We start from the raw sequence: 16,327 nt of genomic DNA, 5'->3' as shown, positions 1-16,327 counted from the left end.
AGAACATGGCATCCGCTGCCACAATCTTGGGACGGGCGAGCACAAAAAACCAACCGTGCCTGACGGTTGGTATTTAACTTGAGATCAAAGCACCTTATCGGCGCTCAGAGCAAAGCTTGCGAAAAGCACTTATTATCAATCCGTTATCTCAACGACGATCAACTCTCGTTCGCTCGCCCCCCGGGCGTGATCAAGCGCCTTTTGGTATTCAGCAGAGTTGTAACACTCGACCGCCGCCTCGACCGAGGGGAAACGAGCGACCACATTTCTCGGCCGCTCTTTTCCTTCCAGCTGAACGTAGCGCGCACCCCGGGCGATAAAAGAACCGCCGTGCGCAGCGATAGCTGGCCCTGCAAGCTCAGCGTATTTTCCATAAGCTTCGGCATCCGTCACCGTTACATGCGCAATCCAGAGTGCAGGCATCTTATCCTCCCAGAACCTTTTCGGCGGCCTTGATGGCAGCGTCCGCATTGGTCGCATCCCTGCCGCCGCCCTGTGCCATATCGGGACGGCCTCCACCACCTTTACCGCCCAGCTCAACCACCGCAGCCTTGACCAGATCCACAGCCGACACCTGATCGGTCAGATCGTTGGTAACACCCGCGGCCACCGCTGCTTTCCCACCGGTATCAGCGATGAGCAATACCGCACCAGAACCCAAACGCGCCTTATGTTCATCTATCAAGGCAGGTAGGTCCTTGCCCGATACTCCGCTGAGTGCCTGCGCGAAGAATTTGGTTCCGTTAATGTCACGCGCCGCAGCGCCACCGCCCTGACCGGCTCCACCCGCCATCGCCAGATCACGGCGCAACTGGGCCACCTCGTTCTGCAATGCCTTGCGTTCGTCGAGCAAAGATTTGACGCGGCCAACAACATCGTCCGGCTGCGCCTTCAGGTCCAGCGCGATCTGAGCCAGACGATGGTCCTGCGCCGATAGATAGCGGAACGCCTCATCCCCGGTCAGTGCTTCGATTCGGCGCACACCGGCGCTGCTGGCGCTGTCGCCAAGCACGACAAATGTGCCGATATCACCGGTCTGGCGCACATGGGTGCCGCCACAGAGCTCGATCGACCACGTCTCACCATCATGCCCCTTGCCGGTGGGTGCTTTGCCCATCGAGACCACGCGGACCTCATCACCGTATTTTTCGCCAAACAGTGCCTGCGCGCCCAGCTCACGCGCGTCATCAGGCGTCATGATCCGGGTCTCTACGGTCGAGTTCTGACGGATGAAATCGTTTACCTCACGCTCAACCTTTTGCACTTCTTCCAGTGTCAGCGCCTTGGAGTGACTGAAATCAAATCGCAACCGGTCCGCCGCGTTCAACGAGCCGCGCTGTGCCACATGATCACCCAAAGTTTCCCGCAACGCTTCGTGCAAAAGGTGCGTGGCAGAGTGGTTCGCCCGGATTGCAGTGCGACGGGCGTGGTCGACCGCAAGCTCGACCCCATCGCCTTTCGACAAAGTTCCCTGACTGACGGTCACGCGATGGGCATAGACCTTGCCTTCGGCAAATTTGCGTGTGTCTTCGACCTTGGCCACGTCCTGCATGTTCTCAAGGCGCCGTATTTCTCCGGTATCGCCGATCTGACCACCCGCTTCGCCATAGAAAGGCGTCTGGTTCACGACAACCCAACCCGTTCCACCTTGTTCGATCTTGTCAACCAAGGCTCCGTCAACGATCAAAGCTGCCACCTGCCCTTCGGCTTTCTCGGTCTCATATCCCAGGAAATCCGTAGCACCAGCGCTGTCCAGAACATCAAACCACACTGCTTGATCTGCAGATTCACCGGAGCCGGCCCACGCCGCGCGCGCCTTGGCTTTTTGTTCGGACATCGCGGCATCGAACCCGTCCGTATCGACAGTCCGACCTTTTTCGCGCAGTGCATCTTGGGTCAGATCCAGCGGGAACCCATAAGTGTCATACAGCTTGAACGCCGCATTACCGGGTAACGCCGCACCGTCCGGCAGATTTGCCACTTCGTCGTCCAACAGCTTCAGACCGCGATCCAGTGTCTGTTTGAAACGGGTTTCTTCAAGCAACAATGTCTCTTCAATCAGGGCCTGTGCCTGACCTAACTCAGAATATTGCGCCCCCATCAGCTGCACCAAAGTCGGAACAAGGCAATGCATGACCGGATCCTTCGCCCCCAGCAGGTGGGCATGGCGCATGGCACGGCGCATGATCCGGCGCAACACGTAACCGCGCCCATCATTGGATGGCATCACCCCATCCGCAATCAGGAACGAGGTTGAGCGCAGGTGATCAGCGATAACACGGTGATGCACATTCTGATCGCCATAAGGATCAACACCTGTCGCCTCAGCCGACGCCTCGATCAGCGTTTTGAACAGATCCGTGTCATAGTTGTCATGGCTGCCCTGCAACAACGCGCCAATCCGCTCCAGCCCCATGCCGGTGTCGATCGACTGCATGTCGAGTTCGACCATCGAGCCGTCCTCGAACTGCTCGTTCTGCATGAAGACGATGTTCCAGATTTCGATGAACCGGTCGCCATCTTCCTCGGCTGAACCCGGAGGTCCGCCCCAGATGTGATCGCCGTGGTCATAGAAAATCTCGGTACACGGACCGCACGGGCCGGTCGGACCCATTTGCCAGAAGTTGTCGTTGGTGGCGATGCGAATAATCCGACCCTCCGGAATGCCGACCTTCTTCCAGATCTCGAACGCCTCGTCATCAGTGTGATACACCGTTGCCAGCAAACGGTTCTTGTCGATTCCGAATTCCTTGGTGATCAATTCCCACGCGAAAGGAATCGCTTCGGGCTTGAAGTAGTCACCGAACGAGAAATTCCCCAGCATCTCAAAAAACGTGTGATGCCGCGCGGTGTAGCCCACATTGTCCAGATCATTGTGCTTGCCGCCCGCACGCACACATTTCTGTGCCGTGGTGGCTCGCTGATAGTCGCGGGTTTCAACACCGGTGAACAGGTTCTTGAACTGCACCATGCCCGAGTTCACGAACATCAGCGTCGGATCATTACGCGGGACCAGAGGGCTGGACGCCACAACCTCATGGCCCTGCTTGGCGAAATAATTCAGGAAGGTCGAACGGATATCATTCAGCGTGGGCATTTTGGGCTCTCTCAGCGCGCATTCATAAGGGTCTGCGAAGGTTTAGCCCCCTGCCCCGGGAGTGTCCACAGCATTGGCCCCAGGAACGAAACAGGACGGTCCCAATGGACCGCCCTGTTCCTAGTATTCTCGGCACCATCGGGGCACCGGGGGATTTCTGCTGTTCCCGTCAGCGAGTGTCTAAGCCTCCAGGATATCGTCATCCTCGGCCACACCCGGTGGCATGTCAAAATCCAGGCCATGCGCGGCCCTAATCTTATCTTCGATCTCCAGCGCCACGCGGGCATTATCGCGCAGATATTGTTTGGCATTCTCACGCCCCTGCCCGATCCGCTCATCTCCGTAGCTGAACCACGAACCCGATTTCTCGACCACACCCGCCTTCACGCCGAGGTCCAGCAGCTCACCCATTTTCGAGATGCCTTCGCCATACATGATGTCGAATTCGACCTGCTTGAAGGGCGGAGCCACCTTGTTCTTGACGACTTTGACGCGGGTCTGATTGCCGACCACTTCGTCGCGATCCTTAATTGCACCGATACGCCGGATGTCCAGACGGACCGAGCTGTAGAATTTCAGCGCGTTACCACCAGTCGTCGTTTCCGGGCTGCCGAACATGACGCCGATCTTCATCCGAATCTGATTGATGAAGATGACCATGCAGTTCGAACGGCTGATCGAACCGGTCAGTTTGCGCATTGCCTGGCTCATCAGGCGGGCCTGAACGCCCACATTGCTGTCACCCATGTCGCCTTCCAGCTCGGATTTTGGCGTCAGCGCCGCAACCGAGTCGACCACGACCATGTTCACCGCACCCGACCGCACCAGGGTATCAGTAATCTCGAGCGCCTGCTCGCCAGTGTCGGGCTGCGAGATCAGCAGCTCATCCAGATCGACGCCCAGCTTGCGCGCATATTGGGGGTCCAGCGCGTGTTCTGCATCGACGAACGCACATACACCGCCACGCTTTTGCTGTTCCGCAATACAATGCAGGGTCAGCGTCGTCTTACCCGAGCTTTCAGGCCCGTAAATCTCAACAATCCGGCCCATCGGCAGACCACCGATTCCCAGCGCAATATCCAGCCCCAGTGAGCCGGTCGAGCTTGCCTCGATATCCTGCTTGGCATCCTCGCCCAGCTTCATGATCGAGCCTTTGCCGAACTGCCGTTCGATCTGCGCCAGCGCGCTGTCGAGCGCCTTTTGCTTGTCTGCGTTTTTCTTGTCGCTCATCGTCAGAAGATCCGCCATTGTCCTGTCGCCTTCCTTTTGTCACACCCTTGATCGGGCGGCAATCGCTGCTTTGTTCGCCTCTTGTTCCTTATGAGATCAAAAAGAGAACATTTCAATAAAAACTTACAAAATTCACTGTTGGGCAATTGTATTAAAGAGTCGTTTACGACAATCTGAAAAGTGAAACGTATTGAAGGTAAAGGGAAAAATGCTTGTTTTTTACGAAGAACGCCTTGCGTTTCTATCTGTTCCCAAAACCGGAAGTTCAGCTTACCTGACGGCGCTCCGCGATCGGGCGGACATGGTTATTGCAGGTCCACCCGAACTGAAACACGCTACCGTCCGCCGTTATGACAGGTTTTTCCAACACATCTTCCAAAAGATGTTCGATACCGAAATGGAAATCCTGGCAGTGGTGCGCGAACCCATTGATTGGCTGGGTAGTTGGTACCGATACCGAAGCCGACCAGAGCTGGACGGTCACCCGAATTCCACGACCGAAGTGAGTTTTGAGGCGTTTGTTCAGGCTTACCTGCGCAAGAATCGCCCTGCGTTTGCCGACGTTGGTAGCCAGACCGAGTTTTTTCAAACCCGTAGCAACGGCGCCGGAGCGACACATGTCTTCAAGTACGAAAGTCAGGACAAAATACTGAACTTCCTTGAAAACAGGCTAGGCTGCAGCATCCAACTTCCGCAGGAAAACGTTTCACCGAAACAAAATCTCACCTTGTCGCCAGCAGTCGAGAAACAATTTCGTCGCGATCATGCCGCAGAATTTCAGCTCCACGCGTCAGCACAATAAGCCGCTTAGCTCAGTTGCTGAAAAACCGCTTCGGTCAGTTGGTTCAAGGAAAACGGCTTTGGCAAAAAGGTCGAATTTTCAATCTCGGGGCCGGAATCGCCAAAGGCTCCTTCCGTATACCCAGACATGAAGACCACCCGCACATCTGGTCGGGTCTCCATTGCCTGCCGCACCCAAGTTGGGCCATCCATGCCCGGCATAACCACATCGGTCACAAAGACATCTACCGACAGGGATTCGTCTTCAAGCAAGCGCAGAGCGGCTTCGGCCGAGTCGGCCTCAAGCACCGTGTAGCCCCTGAGCCGCAGAGCACGCGTGGCAAAGGCGCGTACCGGAGCTTCATCCTCGACCAACAGTACGACACCTTCGCCCTGCTTGGTACCTTGCACGCCCTGTGGAGCCTCCACCTCGGGCTCCGATATTTCCCGGGCAGTGCAAACGGGAAGATAGACCGTGAACTCTGTTCCGCGATTCTGAATGCTGTCGACAAAAATGAAACCACCGGTCTGCTTTACGATCCCGTAAACGGTGGACAGGCCCAAACCGGTCCCCTCGCCAGTGCGTTTGGTGGTGTAGAACGGTTCAAACACTTTCTGGATTTTGTCCGCAGGTATGCCGATGCCACTGTCGATCACCTTGACCGTGACGTATTCACCGGGCTGCACCGTGGCACGATCACGGGTCATGGGCTGATCCAGGGCTACGACCTCTGTTTCGATCCGTATCTCGCCACCTTCGGGCATCGCATCACGGGCGTTGACGACAAGGTTCATCAAAACCTGCTCAAGCTGCCGTTTATCTGCCCGAACAGTCTTCAACACTGGATCGTGGCTGAGCGTTAGCCGTACCCTTTCCCCGACCAGCCGGTTCAACAAGTGAATAAGGTCCGAGATTGTATCGCGTAGATCCAACACTTCAGGCCGAAGCGTCTGCTTGCGTGAAAAGGCCAGAAGCTGACTGACCAATGCGGCCGCCCGATTGGCATTCTGATTGATCTGGACAAGATCGCCGTAGTTCGGATCGCTCTGGTCGTGGCGAAGCAACAGCAGATCGCAATGCCCGGAAATTGCTGTCAGCAGATTATTGAAATCATGCGCCACGCCTCCGGCCAGCTGCCCGACCGCCTGCATCTTTTGCCCCTGTACGAACTGCGCCTCTAACGTCTTGAGTTCGGTTGCGTCGTTCAAAACGGCAATCAGGCAAACCTCTCCATCCCAGATGGTGCGCGACAACGTGACCTGAACAAAAACTTCTTTGTCGCTTCGTGTCAGGCGTAGAAATTCTGAATGCGGCGGCAAGTCCTGTTCCGCCGTGCGAGCCAGCCAGTCCTGAATCGGATGCCCGAGCCCCTGCATGATATCTTCTAACCTGGTTGGCCCTGACGGGAGTTCCCCGATCAATCGAGACGCTGGTCGGTTGGTTTCCAGAATTTCCCCGGCAGGCGACAGTCGCATGATGGGCACCGGCAAATCGGCAAAGGATTTCGTCCCGCCATCCGGTTCTGACCCGGCCACGGGAACCAGCAGGATATCCCGATCCCCGCCTGTCTGACGCAACAAGGTCGCGACCATCGTAGCGGAACCCTTTTTCGTTTGCAGGCGAAGCGCCCCACCATCCAAAGCGGCGCACTTTGAAATGATCCGACCCGCGGCGGTTACACTATCTTCTAAAAGATCTTGTGCAGCGGGGTTGGCGCGAACGACTGCGCCCTCGTGTCCCAGCGTCAGAATGGGAAACGGGATGTCATTCCAGGGTCTTTCGGCGTCCAGCGCGATCCGCCAGAAATACAAGCCGTTTTCAATCCGGGTCACACTGATCCGGGTAGCCTGCCCCTGCGTGACAATGTTCTCGGATGCGTGGCTCTGATCGCGTGTCCGAGCCAGAAGTCGCAGTAAAATGACACCGGGATTTGCAAGCAGTGAATTCAGGCAAGCGTCCAGCGTCTGTCCTTTGCAAATCCGGAACCTGTCACGCGCTTGCGCATTCGCGACCCGTATGTCTCCGTGGCTGTTGGTGATAAGACAGACATCATCTTCCGCCTCAATCATCGCGCTCAGAACCAGGGCTTGTCGAGCATCGATGCGTGCGACGACGACCACGTAAAGCGCATAAACGAGGACCACCAACAAAAACGACAGCCCGACAACGGTCAACGCAGCGTCCCATTGATCCGGGAACATCCCAACGAAGGGAAGACTACACAAGAAAGCCGCCACCAGACACAAAGAGATCACACGCCAACGGGTGTCTTCCCTTTCAGAAGGACGCGATGAAAAATTCTCAATTGTATCGGGCATCAACTTCTCAGCGTGACAGAACCAGGGCAGTTTTCGGGCCAATTGGTTAACCGGCGCTTAACAAACAAGTGCATCAGACATTCTAAATTCACCCAAGGGTTGCTTTTCAGCCTATTCTTTTCTCGTCAAGTGAGCCGTGTAAAACCCGTCTGTGCCGTGGGAAACGTGCCACGACTTACGGTATCCGCAGGTCCATTCAGGGTGGTTGCCAAGGAATCTGTCCACCATCGCATCGTTCTCAACCGACAACATGGAACAAGTCGCATAGGCAAGCGTTCCGTCCGCCGCCACTAATGGCGCAGCCGTTTCGAGAATTTTGGACTGAACCTGAGTCAGAGTCTCCAGCGTTTCCCGGGTCAATGACCATTTCCCAGCCGGTGCGCGGCGCCAGGAGCCGCTACCAGAGCACGGAACATCCGTCAGAACGATATCAAACGGGGCATGGTGTTCGACTTCCGTACTAGTCAAAATTGCAATTTTCGCATTTGCCCGCTCTGCCCGCGCCGGAATGTCACGCATGCGCCCCGGGTTGGCATCATGCGCGTACACAACAATGGATTTTTCGCGCGCTGCCAGCGCCAATGCCTTGCCACCACCGCCAGCGCAATAATCCAGCACCCTCATCCCGGGCCGGATATCCAGGGACGCAACCACGGCTTGACTGGCTGCGTCCTGTAGCTCGACCAGCCCGCTTTTATAGGCCCGGCTTTGCGCGACCTTACGTGCACCTGTTGTGACTTCCAACGCAGTTGAACAGGCAGAGTGCGGTCGCGTCTCGATACCGTCTTGGGCCAGTAGCCGCACCGCGTTGGCCTGATCGCCCTGCAACAAATTCACGCGCAAATGAACCGGAGCACGGGTTTGCAAGGCCATCGCGGCAGCCTCGGCCTGTTCTCCCAGCGAATTCTGAAACTCTGGCCATAGCCAACCAGGGATATCGAGGCGTTCCGCCGCGTCGCTGAACTCCCTCGGCGACTCTGAAGCCGCTACAGGCTCCGGAGCGTGGCGATCCCCGGTGAATATCTGTGAAAAGTCCAGCCCCTTGGCGCGAAGCTGGCCGATCATCAACCCCCGTCCCGTTTCTGCTCCGCCAAGGGCAGAAAATGACCGCTTGCACCGCAAGGCGTCAAAGACGTGATCGCGGATGGCCGCGCGGTCTTTGGACCCTGCGAACCGGCTTCGCCGCGCCCAGCCGGTCAGTGCTTTTTCGACAGGTGCGCCGGACAGTATGTCGTCCAGAATATCAATCGCAGCCTGAAAACGGGCAGCCGGTGTCATCGAGATTTCCGATCCTTTATTACGGCTGCCCTACGGCGTCACATTACCCGGTAGTTCGGGCTTTCGCGCGTGATCTGAACATCATGCACATGGCTTTCTTTCAACCCGGCGCCTGTGATCTTCACAAAGTTGCAGTTGCGACGCATCTCTTCCACTGTGGCGCAGCCCGTGTAACCCATCGCAGCCCGCAGACCGCCCACCAACTGGTGAATCACTGCACCCGCCGATCCTTTATAAGGCACTTGCCCTTCGATCCCTTCGGGCACAAGTTTGTCGTTGGCAGCGTCCTTCTGGAAATACCGATCTGCCGAACCACGGGCCATGGCCCCCATGCTGCCCATACCCCGATAAGATTTGAACGAGCGGCCTTGATACAGGATCACTTCGCCGGGGCTTTCATCGGTGCCTGCAATCATTGATCCTACCATTGCACAGGACGCACCGGCTGCGATTGCCTTGGCAAAATCGCCTGAGAACTTGATGCCGCCATCTGCGATGACCGGTACATCACCAGCCGCCACCGCGCAGTCCATGATTGCGGTCAACTGTGGGACACCGACGCCAGCAACCATGCGTGTGGTGCAGATCGAGCCCGGACCGATACCAACTTTGATCGCATCCGCGCCAGCATCGATCAGCGCTTTGGTGGCCTCGGCGGTTGCCACATTGCCCGCAATGATCTGAACTTCATTCGACAATGTCTTGGCACGGGTCACGGCCTCAAGAACACCCTTGGAGTGGCCATGCGCAGTATCGACCACGATAATATCGACGCCAGAGTCAACCAACTGTTCCGACCGCTCAAATCCTGCATCTCCGACCGATGTCGCGGCAGCAACCCGCAGGCGTCCCAGTTGGTCTTTACAGGCTGTCGGGTTCAGGACCGCCTGCTCGGTGTCCTTCAACGTCAGAAGACCCGTCAGCTTGCCTTCCCCATCGACCACCAGCAGTTTTTCAATCCGGCGCGCGCGCATCAGGCTTTTCGCCTCTTCCAGGTCAGCCGGTTCCTGCAACATGGCCAGATTGTCCGATGTCATCATCGCCTTGATCGGAGTATCGTCCGAGGTCGCAAAGCGCATGTCGCGGTTGGTGACGATACCCACAACCCGACCAGTGTCGTCCACCACCGGAAACCCGGTGAAGTTATAACGCTCGACCAGTGCCTGAGCATCCGCCAAGGTCTGATTCGAACGCAAAGTGACAGGGTTATAGACGATGCCGGATTCGAACCGCTTCACCCGGCGCACTTCGCGGGCCTGTTCCTCGACCGAGAGGTTCTTGTGAATCACCCCGATGCCGCCTGCCTGCGCCATAGCAATGGCCATTCGCGCCTCGGTCACTGTGTCCATGGCCGAGCTGAGCAGCGGAATATTCATGGTAATCTCGCGCGTTACGCGCGTGGTCGTATCCGCCGTCGCGGGAAGCACTGTGGATGCGCCCGGAACCAGGAGAACGTCGTCAAAGGTGAGTGCCTCACGAATCTGCATCTGATAACCCCATGCAAAAGCCCGTTTGACGGTGACCCTATTGCATGGATTGAAGGTAAGGGAAAGCCCCCGTCACCAAGTAGTTTTGCCCCACGCGCTGATGCCGCAACCGAAAACGACGCTCACCGCGCCAAACCTGCCGCTGTTTGGCCTTTCCCTTTGCGCACAAACCCATATCTTGCGGCAAAAGCGCGAATATGAAATGGCTGGCCAATCATGACTACCGACCCTCTTGTCGTCTTTACTCCTTCGGGCAAACGCGGGCATTTCCCTGTGGGCACTCCGATTCTGACCGCCGCCCGTCAATTGGGTGTGGATTTGGATTCGGTATGCGGCGGGCGCGGGATCTGTTCGAAATGCCAGATCACGCCCAGCTACGGTGAGTTTCCCAAGCATGGGGTCACAGTCTCTGAAGACGCATTGAGCGAGTGGAACGCGGTCGAGCAGCGGTATAACGACAAACGTGGTCTGAAACCGGGCCGCCGTCTGGGCTGTCAGGCGTCCGTTCAGGGTGATGTGGTTATTGACGTCCCGCCCGAAAGCCAGGTGCACCGTCAGGTTGTCCGCAAAGCTGCCGCTGCGCGTGCGATCACCATGGACCCGGCAACCCGGCTGTATTTCGTGGTGGCGGAAGAACCCGACATGCATTCCCCAACCGGCGATCTGGAACGGCTAGAGCGCGCCTTGCGCGAGCAATGGAACATCGAGGCCGTGACTGCCGATCTGTCGCTGCTGTCCAAGCTGCAACCGGTTCTGCGCAAAGGCAAATGGGAAGTCACCGTCGCAGTTCACAAAGGTCACAAGGACAGTGTCGCCCGCATCGTGGAAATCTGGCCCGGACTGCACGAAAGCGGTCTGTTCGGCCTGGCCATCGACCTAGGCTCGACCACGATCGCCGCGCACCTAACTGATCTTGAGACCGGTGAGGTCAAAGCCTCGTCAGGTCTGATGAACCCTCAGATCCGCTTTGGTGAAGACCTGATGAGCCGTGTTTCATACGCGATGATGAACCCCGGTGGCGATCAGGAAATGACCAAAGCCGTACGCGAGGCGATCAATGATCTGACAAGTTCAATCGCCGAAGAGGCCGGTATCGATGCGACGCTGATCGTGGAAACGGTATTTGTTTGTAACCCGGTGATGCATCATCTGCTATTGGGTCTGGACCCTGTCGAACTCGGTCAGGCTCCGTTTGCGTTGGCAACCTCCGAGTCAATGTCCCTGCCCGCCCACGAGATGAACCTGACCACCATGAACCCGCGCGCGCAGGTCTATATTTTGCCCTGTATCGCAGGCCATGTGGGCGCAGATTGCGCAGCCGTGGCTTTGTCAGAGGAACCCGGCAAATCCGAAGACCTCGTCCTGATCGTCGATGTTGGCACAAACGCAGAAATCCTGCTGGGGAACACAAATCGCGTCCTGGCGTGCTCCTCACCCACGGGTCCGGCTTTTGAGGGGGCCCAGATCAGTTCGGGCCAACGTGCAGCCCCCGGCGCTATCGAGCGGATAGAAATTGATCCGGTCACCAAAGAGCCCCGGTTCCGCGTCATTGGATCCGAGAAGTGGTCCAACGAAGACGGGTTCGATCAAGACATCGCCACCACCGGAATCACCGGCATCTGCGGTTCGGGGATCATCGAAGCCGTAGCGGAAATGCGTATCGCTGGCTTGTTGGACGAAAGCGGCCTGATTGGCTCTGCCGAACAAACAGGTACTGCGCGCTGTGTTCCCGAAGGTCGGACCCACGCTTACCTCATCCATGACGCCAGTGCCGAGGGCGGTCCGCGCATCACCGTAACCCAAGGCGATATACGCGCCATCCAACTGGCCAAATCCGCGCTTTATGCAGGTGCGCGTCTTCTGATGGATGAGATGGAGGTCGACCGGGTGGATCGGGTGGTGCTGGCCGGGGCCTTTGGCGCCCATATCTCGACCAAACACGCGATGGTTCTGGGCATGATCCCAGATGCGCCGCTGAACAAGGTCTCAAGCGCGGGCAACGCCGCGGGCACCGGCGCGCGGATTGCACTTTGCAACATTGGATCGCGGGCAGAGATCGAGCGTGTTGTGCGCGAGATCACGAAGGTGGAAACCGCCATCGAGCCCAAGTTTCAGGAACATTTTGTTGCGGCAAACGCAATCCCGCACAAGACCGACCCGTTCCCGGAACTGGCACAGGTCGTCTCCCTGCCATCGCCCTCATTCAACACCGGAAGCGGTGGTGAGGAAAAACAAGGACGCCGCCGCCGTCGCAGAGGATGATGATTTCTCGGTAACCGGCCGCTGCTACACCGAAACCGGTCGAACTGCGAATTCGCCAACGCCTAGAGAAGTGGCAGGCGCTCCTCACGAAACTTGTCCGAGATAAAGACGGCGTCGCCAAAGCGCCTTTGTCCGTTGCGGAAATGGCGACCGGGAAAGATATCGAACATGGAGTAGTGATGGCGATCCAGTTCCGACCACAAATCCAGGATCAGTGGGCAATTCTCGTAATGCGGCGTGGCGAACCATTCGAACATAATCATATCGACGCGCTGCTCGGACAGCATGCGGCTCGCGCCCCTGAAAATACTCAGCTCGGAGCCCTGGGCATCAATTTTCATGCATGAAATGTGATCGATCCCTGCGGCCTCGCAGTACAAATCGACCGTGTTGAGCTGCACATCGATCGAAGTATCAACTTCGGCCTCGGGGTGCTGTTCCAGGGATGCATCGTTCATCGATAGCAAAGAGGATGTTCCGAGACTTTTCCCAACATTCAACGTTGCCCGGCCCGGCTTGTCGCTTAATGCCTCTTCCACAACATTTACGTTGTCAAACGTGCTGAACCGCTCGGTCACGTAAGCGGCCTGCTGCGGCAAAGGTTCAAAAAGATAGCATTGGTTGTTGGGAAAAATCCGGATCAGATGCCGCGCGACGGTACCGAAGTTAACGCCGATATCAAAAACTACGCCCTTCGGGTCGGCAACTTCGGACAATCTTGCTAACGCACCTACGGGACCGCCCGCCTTGATCAGCTTCTGGGCGCGTAAAGTGAGTTCGTTTTTCATGAATTAAATCCTCTGGAGCGGGTAGCGGGAATCGAACCCGCGCGTTCAGCTTGGGAAGCTGACAGGCTACCATTACATCATACCCGCCGCGCCTGATTGGATACCTTGCTGTGGGTCCGGGTTCAAGACGGATCAATCCGTGCGTGCGCGCAAACTGTCGATCAGGTCCTGATCCACATCCAGCACACGCCCAGCAGCCTCGATCGTTTTGCGATCCAGATGGTGCGGGGCCAGGTCGACACCGTCTGAAAATGCGTCAACGATCGCCTCCATTGCCTTGATTCGCGCGTATTTCTTGTTGTTCGCCGGAATAACGTGCCACGGCGCACGCTCGGTCGACGTGCGGGCCAGCATTTCGTCCACGGCAATCTCGGTTTCCGACCATTTTTCACGATTGCGGAAATCTTCGTAGGTGAGTTTCCATCGTTTCATCGGATTACGAAGGCGTTCCGTAAATCGCTCCATTTGCTCGTCTGCCGAGATGTGGAAAAACAGTTTAACGATGCGCGTGCCGTCATCCACCAGCATACGCTCGAATTCGTTGATCTCGCGATAGGCGGCGCGCCAGCGCTCTTCCGGGGTGAAATGTTCGATCCGTTCAACCAGAACCCGACCGTACCAACTGCGGTCGAAGGCGGAAATAGCACCCTCGGGCGGCAGGCGTTCCCAGAAGCGCAGCAGATAGTGGCGGTTCAGGTAATAATTGCGCGGTGCGCCAATGGGCCAAACCTTGAAGCTGCGCGGATCGAGCGCCTGACTGATGCGACGGATCGTGCCCCCCTTGCCTGCGGCATCCCACCCTTCAAACACCAACACACCTTTGAGGCCGTGAAACAGAAAGGCTTGCTGTATCAGTGCCAGCTTGGCCTGCAATTCGACCAGCTGTTCCAAATACGTCCCCTTCCCCAAGCGCTTGGACAAATCGGCATCTGACAGTTTCGGCGGGTGATGGGACATTGGCGCACCTGAGACAGTTTCTATCTACCTCATTCTGAAGGGACAAAGCCACGGCGACATTGATCCGTATCAATAGAAAAAGGCCAGGCTGATAGCCCGGCCCCAATAGCTCGTAAGTTCCGCAGATCAGGCGCGGCGGCGACGGCCACCGCCGCGTCGACCTCCGGCTGCACCAGCTGCACCGGCCTCATCCGGCGATTTGTTGAACCTGATCCATTCCCCACCATGGGCGTCATTGTTGGTCAGTAGGTTCGCGGCCCGGATGGCCTCCATTTCCTTACCAGCGCGCGGCTTGGTCGAGCCCAGGCCGAACATCTGAACGAAAGTTTCATCGTCCATGCCTTCAGGCAGGATGATACCGGCGGCGGCGACGGCCTCTTTCTTCTCGGCAATCTTCTTCTGCGTTACCGGAAGCGCGACCGGGTTCATGATCGCGGACGTCATGCCAGCACCCATCGCCATCGGCAGGAAGGCGTTGTTGATGCCGTGACGGTTCGGCAGACCAAACGAGATGTTGGACGCACCGCAGGTGGTGTTCACACCCAGTTCTTCGCGCAAACGACGGACCAGAGCGAAGACCTGATTGCCAGCAGTCGCCATCGCGCCGATTGGCATGACCAGGGGGTCCACAACGATATCGTGGGCCGGGATGCCGTGGTCGGCAGCACGTTCAACGATCTTCTTGGCAACATCGAAACGCACATCGGGGTCTTCCGAGATACCCGTGTCGTCGTTCGAAATCGCCACCACAGGAACGTTGTACTTCTTGACCAGCGGCAGAACCAGTTCCAGGCGCTCTTCCTCGCCCGTGACCGAATTCAGCAGCGGACGGCCTTCTGCCGCGGCAAGCCCGGCTTCCAGAGCACCGGGAACGGACGAGTCGATGCACAGCGGCACATCGACCAGCCCCTGCACCAGTTCGACGATCTTGCGCATCAGTGGTGGCTCGGTCTCATTCGGGTTGGGGTTCGAGTTGTAGACAACGCCCGCGTTGATATCCAGAACGGTTGCGCCTGCCGCAACCTGCGCCAGCGCGTCTTTCTCAACGGTCGAGAAATCGCCCGCTTCCAGTTCGGCGGCCAGTTTCTTGCGGCCTGTGGGATTGATCCGCTCGCCGATCACGCAGAACGGTTCGTCAAAGCCCAGAACGGCAGTTTTTGTTTTTGATTCTACGACTGTACGGGTCATGTCCGTTCCTTAAGCATTTGCAGGCTTCGCCGAAGCGCCGCCATTATTGATCGCCCAGTTGGCGTTGGTCTTGATCCCGCCCAGCGGGAAGAAGTGGACGTTGGTGATGTTGAAATCCGGGTTGGCCGCCTTGTGGTTGGCCAGTTCGGTAACAACATCGGTCGGCTCATAGGGCAGCAGCAGCTTCGACACATCCATGGCGCGCTTTTGCAGAACCTTCAGCGAGGGGCCGACACCGCAAGCGATGGCAAACTTGATCAGCGTTTGCAGCTTGGCCGGGCCTGCGATGCCGATATGGATCGGCAGGTCGATACCCGCCTCTTTCAAGCTGTCGGCCCAGGCGATGATCGGCTTGGCGTCGAAGGCGAACTGAGTTGCCAACGCCATCTCGGCATCGGTCGTCTCGCTGAACTTCTGCTTCCAGCGCAACGCATCGTCTACGTTTTTAGTTGAACCGTCCGGATCGATGTCTTTGTTGCCCTCAGGGTGACCGGCCACGTGAAGACGCTTGAATCCCGCCTTGTCGAACAGACCGCTTTCCAGCAACTGCATCGAGCTGTCAAAATCGCCATGCGGCTTGGCAACGCCACCGGCCAGCAGCAGCGCTTGGTCAACCCCTGCTTCGCCCTGATACATTGAAATCCAGTTTTCCAGCGTCGCAGCATCTTTGACGATCCGCGCCGGGAAGTGCGGCATCACCGGATAGCCCTCATCCGCAAGGCGCTTGGCCGTCTTCACCATATCCTCAATCGGAGTACCTTCGATATGGGCGATGTACACGCGGGTGCCTTCGGGCAGCAGCGCGCGGAAATCCTCGACCTTTTCAGCGGTGCGGGGCATCACCTCGATCGAATAGCCTTGCAAAAAGGCTTCGACGGTCGGATTCACCGGCCCGTTTTCGACCGCATCACGTTTCTTGAAGTTCAGCAAAGCCATTGCGG

The 16,327-nt window shown here is 57.4% G+C and carries 12 protein-coding genes and 1 tRNA gene; 2 read left to right on the top strand and 11 right to left on the bottom strand.

Features of this window, described 5'->3' with window-relative positions:
* Window positions 1–135: 135 nt before the first annotated feature.
* From ACP0GE_RS19810 to recA, 3 genes are all read right to left on the bottom strand, one after another.
* A complete protein-coding gene (locus tag ACP0GE_RS19810; protein WP_424833616.1) occupies window positions 136–423 on the bottom strand; it encodes a DUF1330 domain-containing protein in 288 nt (95 codons plus the stop codon).
* A 1-nt stretch (window position 424) separates the two neighbouring features.
* A complete protein-coding gene (gene alaS, locus ACP0GE_RS19805) occupies window positions 425–3,097 on the bottom strand; it encodes an alanine--tRNA ligase (protein WP_424833615.1) in 2,673 nt (890 codons plus the stop codon).
* 180 nt (window positions 3,098–3,277) lie between these two features.
* The gene (gene recA, locus ACP0GE_RS19800) at window positions 3,278–4,345 is read right to left on the bottom strand and encodes a recombinase RecA (RefSeq protein WP_424833614.1); all 1,068 of its coding nucleotides are present in this window, start codon (window positions 4,343–4,345) and stop codon (window positions 3,278–3,280) included.
* 190 nt (window positions 4,346–4,535) lie between these two features.
* Here recA and ACP0GE_RS19795 point away from each other — a divergent pair, with 190 nt between their 5' ends.
* Window positions 4,536–5,129: a gamma-glutamyl kinase gene (locus tag ACP0GE_RS19795; RefSeq protein WP_424833613.1), complete on the top strand. Its 594-nt coding sequence runs from the start codon at window positions 4,536–4,538 to the stop codon at window positions 5,127–5,129.
* Window positions 5,130–5,134: 5 nt separating this feature from the next.
* Here the strand turns inward: ACP0GE_RS19795 and ACP0GE_RS19790 are convergent, their stop codons facing one another.
* From ACP0GE_RS19790 to guaB, 3 genes are all read right to left on the bottom strand, one after another.
* A complete protein-coding gene (locus tag ACP0GE_RS19790; RefSeq protein WP_424833612.1) occupies window positions 5,135–7,426 on the bottom strand; it encodes an ATP-binding protein in 2,292 nt (763 codons plus the stop codon).
* A 111-nt stretch (window positions 7,427–7,537) separates the two neighbouring features.
* Window positions 7,538–8,704 (bottom strand): RsmB/NOP family class I SAM-dependent RNA methyltransferase, encoded by a 1,167-nt coding sequence (locus tag ACP0GE_RS19785; protein WP_424833611.1) that lies wholly within the window; start codon window positions 8,702–8,704, stop codon window positions 7,538–7,540.
* 38 nt (window positions 8,705–8,742) lie between these two features.
* The gene (guaB, locus tag ACP0GE_RS19780) at window positions 8,743–10,191 is read right to left on the bottom strand and encodes an IMP dehydrogenase (protein WP_424833610.1); all 1,449 of its coding nucleotides are present in this window, start codon (window positions 10,189–10,191) and stop codon (window positions 8,743–8,745) included.
* 216 nt (window positions 10,192–10,407) lie between these two features.
* Between guaB and ACP0GE_RS19775 the strand changes: the two genes are divergently transcribed.
* Window positions 10,408–12,453, top strand: a complete 2,046-nt coding sequence (locus tag ACP0GE_RS19775) for an ASKHA domain-containing protein (RefSeq protein WP_424833609.1) — start codon at window positions 10,408–10,410, stop codon at window positions 12,451–12,453.
* A 62-nt stretch (window positions 12,454–12,515) separates the two neighbouring features.
* Here ACP0GE_RS19775 and ACP0GE_RS19770 read toward each other — a convergent pair whose 3' ends face one another.
* From ACP0GE_RS19770 to ACP0GE_RS19750, 5 genes are all read right to left on the bottom strand, one after another.
* Window positions 12,516–13,241 carry an FkbM family methyltransferase gene (locus ACP0GE_RS19770; protein ID WP_424833608.1) on the bottom strand — a complete coding sequence of 242 codons (726 nt, stop codon included), beginning with the start codon at window positions 13,239–13,241 and terminating at the stop codon, window positions 12,516–12,518.
* A 13-nt stretch (window positions 13,242–13,254) separates the two neighbouring features.
* A tRNA-Gly gene (locus ACP0GE_RS19765) sits at window positions 13,255–13,328 on the bottom strand.
* Window positions 13,329–13,373: 45 nt separating this feature from the next.
* Window positions 13,374–14,198, bottom strand: coding sequence for a polyphosphate kinase 2 family protein (locus ACP0GE_RS19760; protein WP_424833607.1), 825 nt, complete (start codon window positions 14,196–14,198; stop codon window positions 13,374–13,376).
* A 126-nt stretch (window positions 14,199–14,324) separates the two neighbouring features.
* Window positions 14,325–15,386 (bottom strand): methyltetrahydrofolate cobalamin methyltransferase, encoded by a 1,062-nt coding sequence (locus tag ACP0GE_RS19755; protein ID WP_424833606.1) that lies wholly within the window; start codon window positions 15,384–15,386, stop codon window positions 14,325–14,327.
* A 9-nt stretch (window positions 15,387–15,395) separates the two neighbouring features.
* Window positions 15,396–16,322, bottom strand: coding sequence for a methylenetetrahydrofolate reductase (locus ACP0GE_RS19750; protein ID WP_424833876.1), 927 nt, complete (start codon window positions 16,320–16,322; stop codon window positions 15,396–15,398).
* Between the last annotated feature and the right edge of the window lie 5 nt (window positions 16,323–16,327).

It is taken from the genome of Ruegeria sp. (assembly GCF_965243365.1).
Classification (GTDB): Bacteria; Pseudomonadota; Alphaproteobacteria; order Rhodobacterales; family Rhodobacteraceae; genus Ruegeria.
This window is presented reverse-complemented; position numbering and strand designations above follow the sequence as displayed.

Excerpts from the sequence above, each read along its gene's own strand:
- ACP0GE_RS19810 (WP_424833616.1), bottom strand. The coding sequence starts at position 423 with ATGCCTGCACTCTGGATTGCGCATGTAACGGTGACGGATGCCGAAGCT.
- alaS (WP_424833615.1), bottom strand. The coding sequence starts at position 3,097 with ATGCCCACGCTGAATGATATCCGTTCGACCTTCCTGAATTATTTCGCC.
- recA (WP_424833614.1), bottom strand. The coding sequence starts at position 4,345 with ATGGCGGATCTTCTGACGATGAGCGACAAGAAAAACGCAGACAAGCAA.
- ACP0GE_RS19795 (WP_424833613.1), top strand. The coding sequence starts at position 4,536 with ATGCTTGTTTTTTACGAAGAACGCCTTGCGTTTCTATCTGTTCCCAAA.
- ACP0GE_RS19790 (WP_424833612.1), bottom strand. The coding sequence starts at position 7,426 with ATGCCCGATACAATTGAGAATTTTTCATCGCGTCCTTCTGAAAGGGAA.
- ACP0GE_RS19785 (WP_424833611.1), bottom strand. The coding sequence starts at position 8,704 with ATGACACCGGCTGCCCGTTTTCAGGCTGCGATTGATATTCTGGACGAC.
- guaB (WP_424833610.1), bottom strand. The coding sequence starts at position 10,191 with ATGCAGATTCGTGAGGCACTCACCTTTGACGACGTTCTCCTGGTTCCG.
- ACP0GE_RS19775 (WP_424833609.1), top strand. The coding sequence starts at position 10,408 with ATGACTACCGACCCTCTTGTCGTCTTTACTCCTTCGGGCAAACGCGGG.
- ACP0GE_RS19770 (WP_424833608.1), bottom strand. The coding sequence starts at position 13,241 with ATGAAAAACGAACTCACTTTACGCGCCCAGAAGCTGATCAAGGCGGGC.
- ACP0GE_RS19760 (WP_424833607.1), bottom strand. The coding sequence starts at position 14,198 with ATGTCCCATCACCCGCCGAAACTGTCAGATGCCGATTTGTCCAAGCGC.
- ACP0GE_RS19755 (WP_424833606.1), bottom strand. The coding sequence starts at position 15,386 with ATGACCCGTACAGTCGTAGAATCAAAAACAAAAACTGCCGTTCTGGGC.
- ACP0GE_RS19750 (WP_424833876.1), bottom strand. The coding sequence starts at position 16,322 with ATGGCTTTGCTGAACTTCAAGAAACGTGATGCGGTCGAAAACGGGCCG.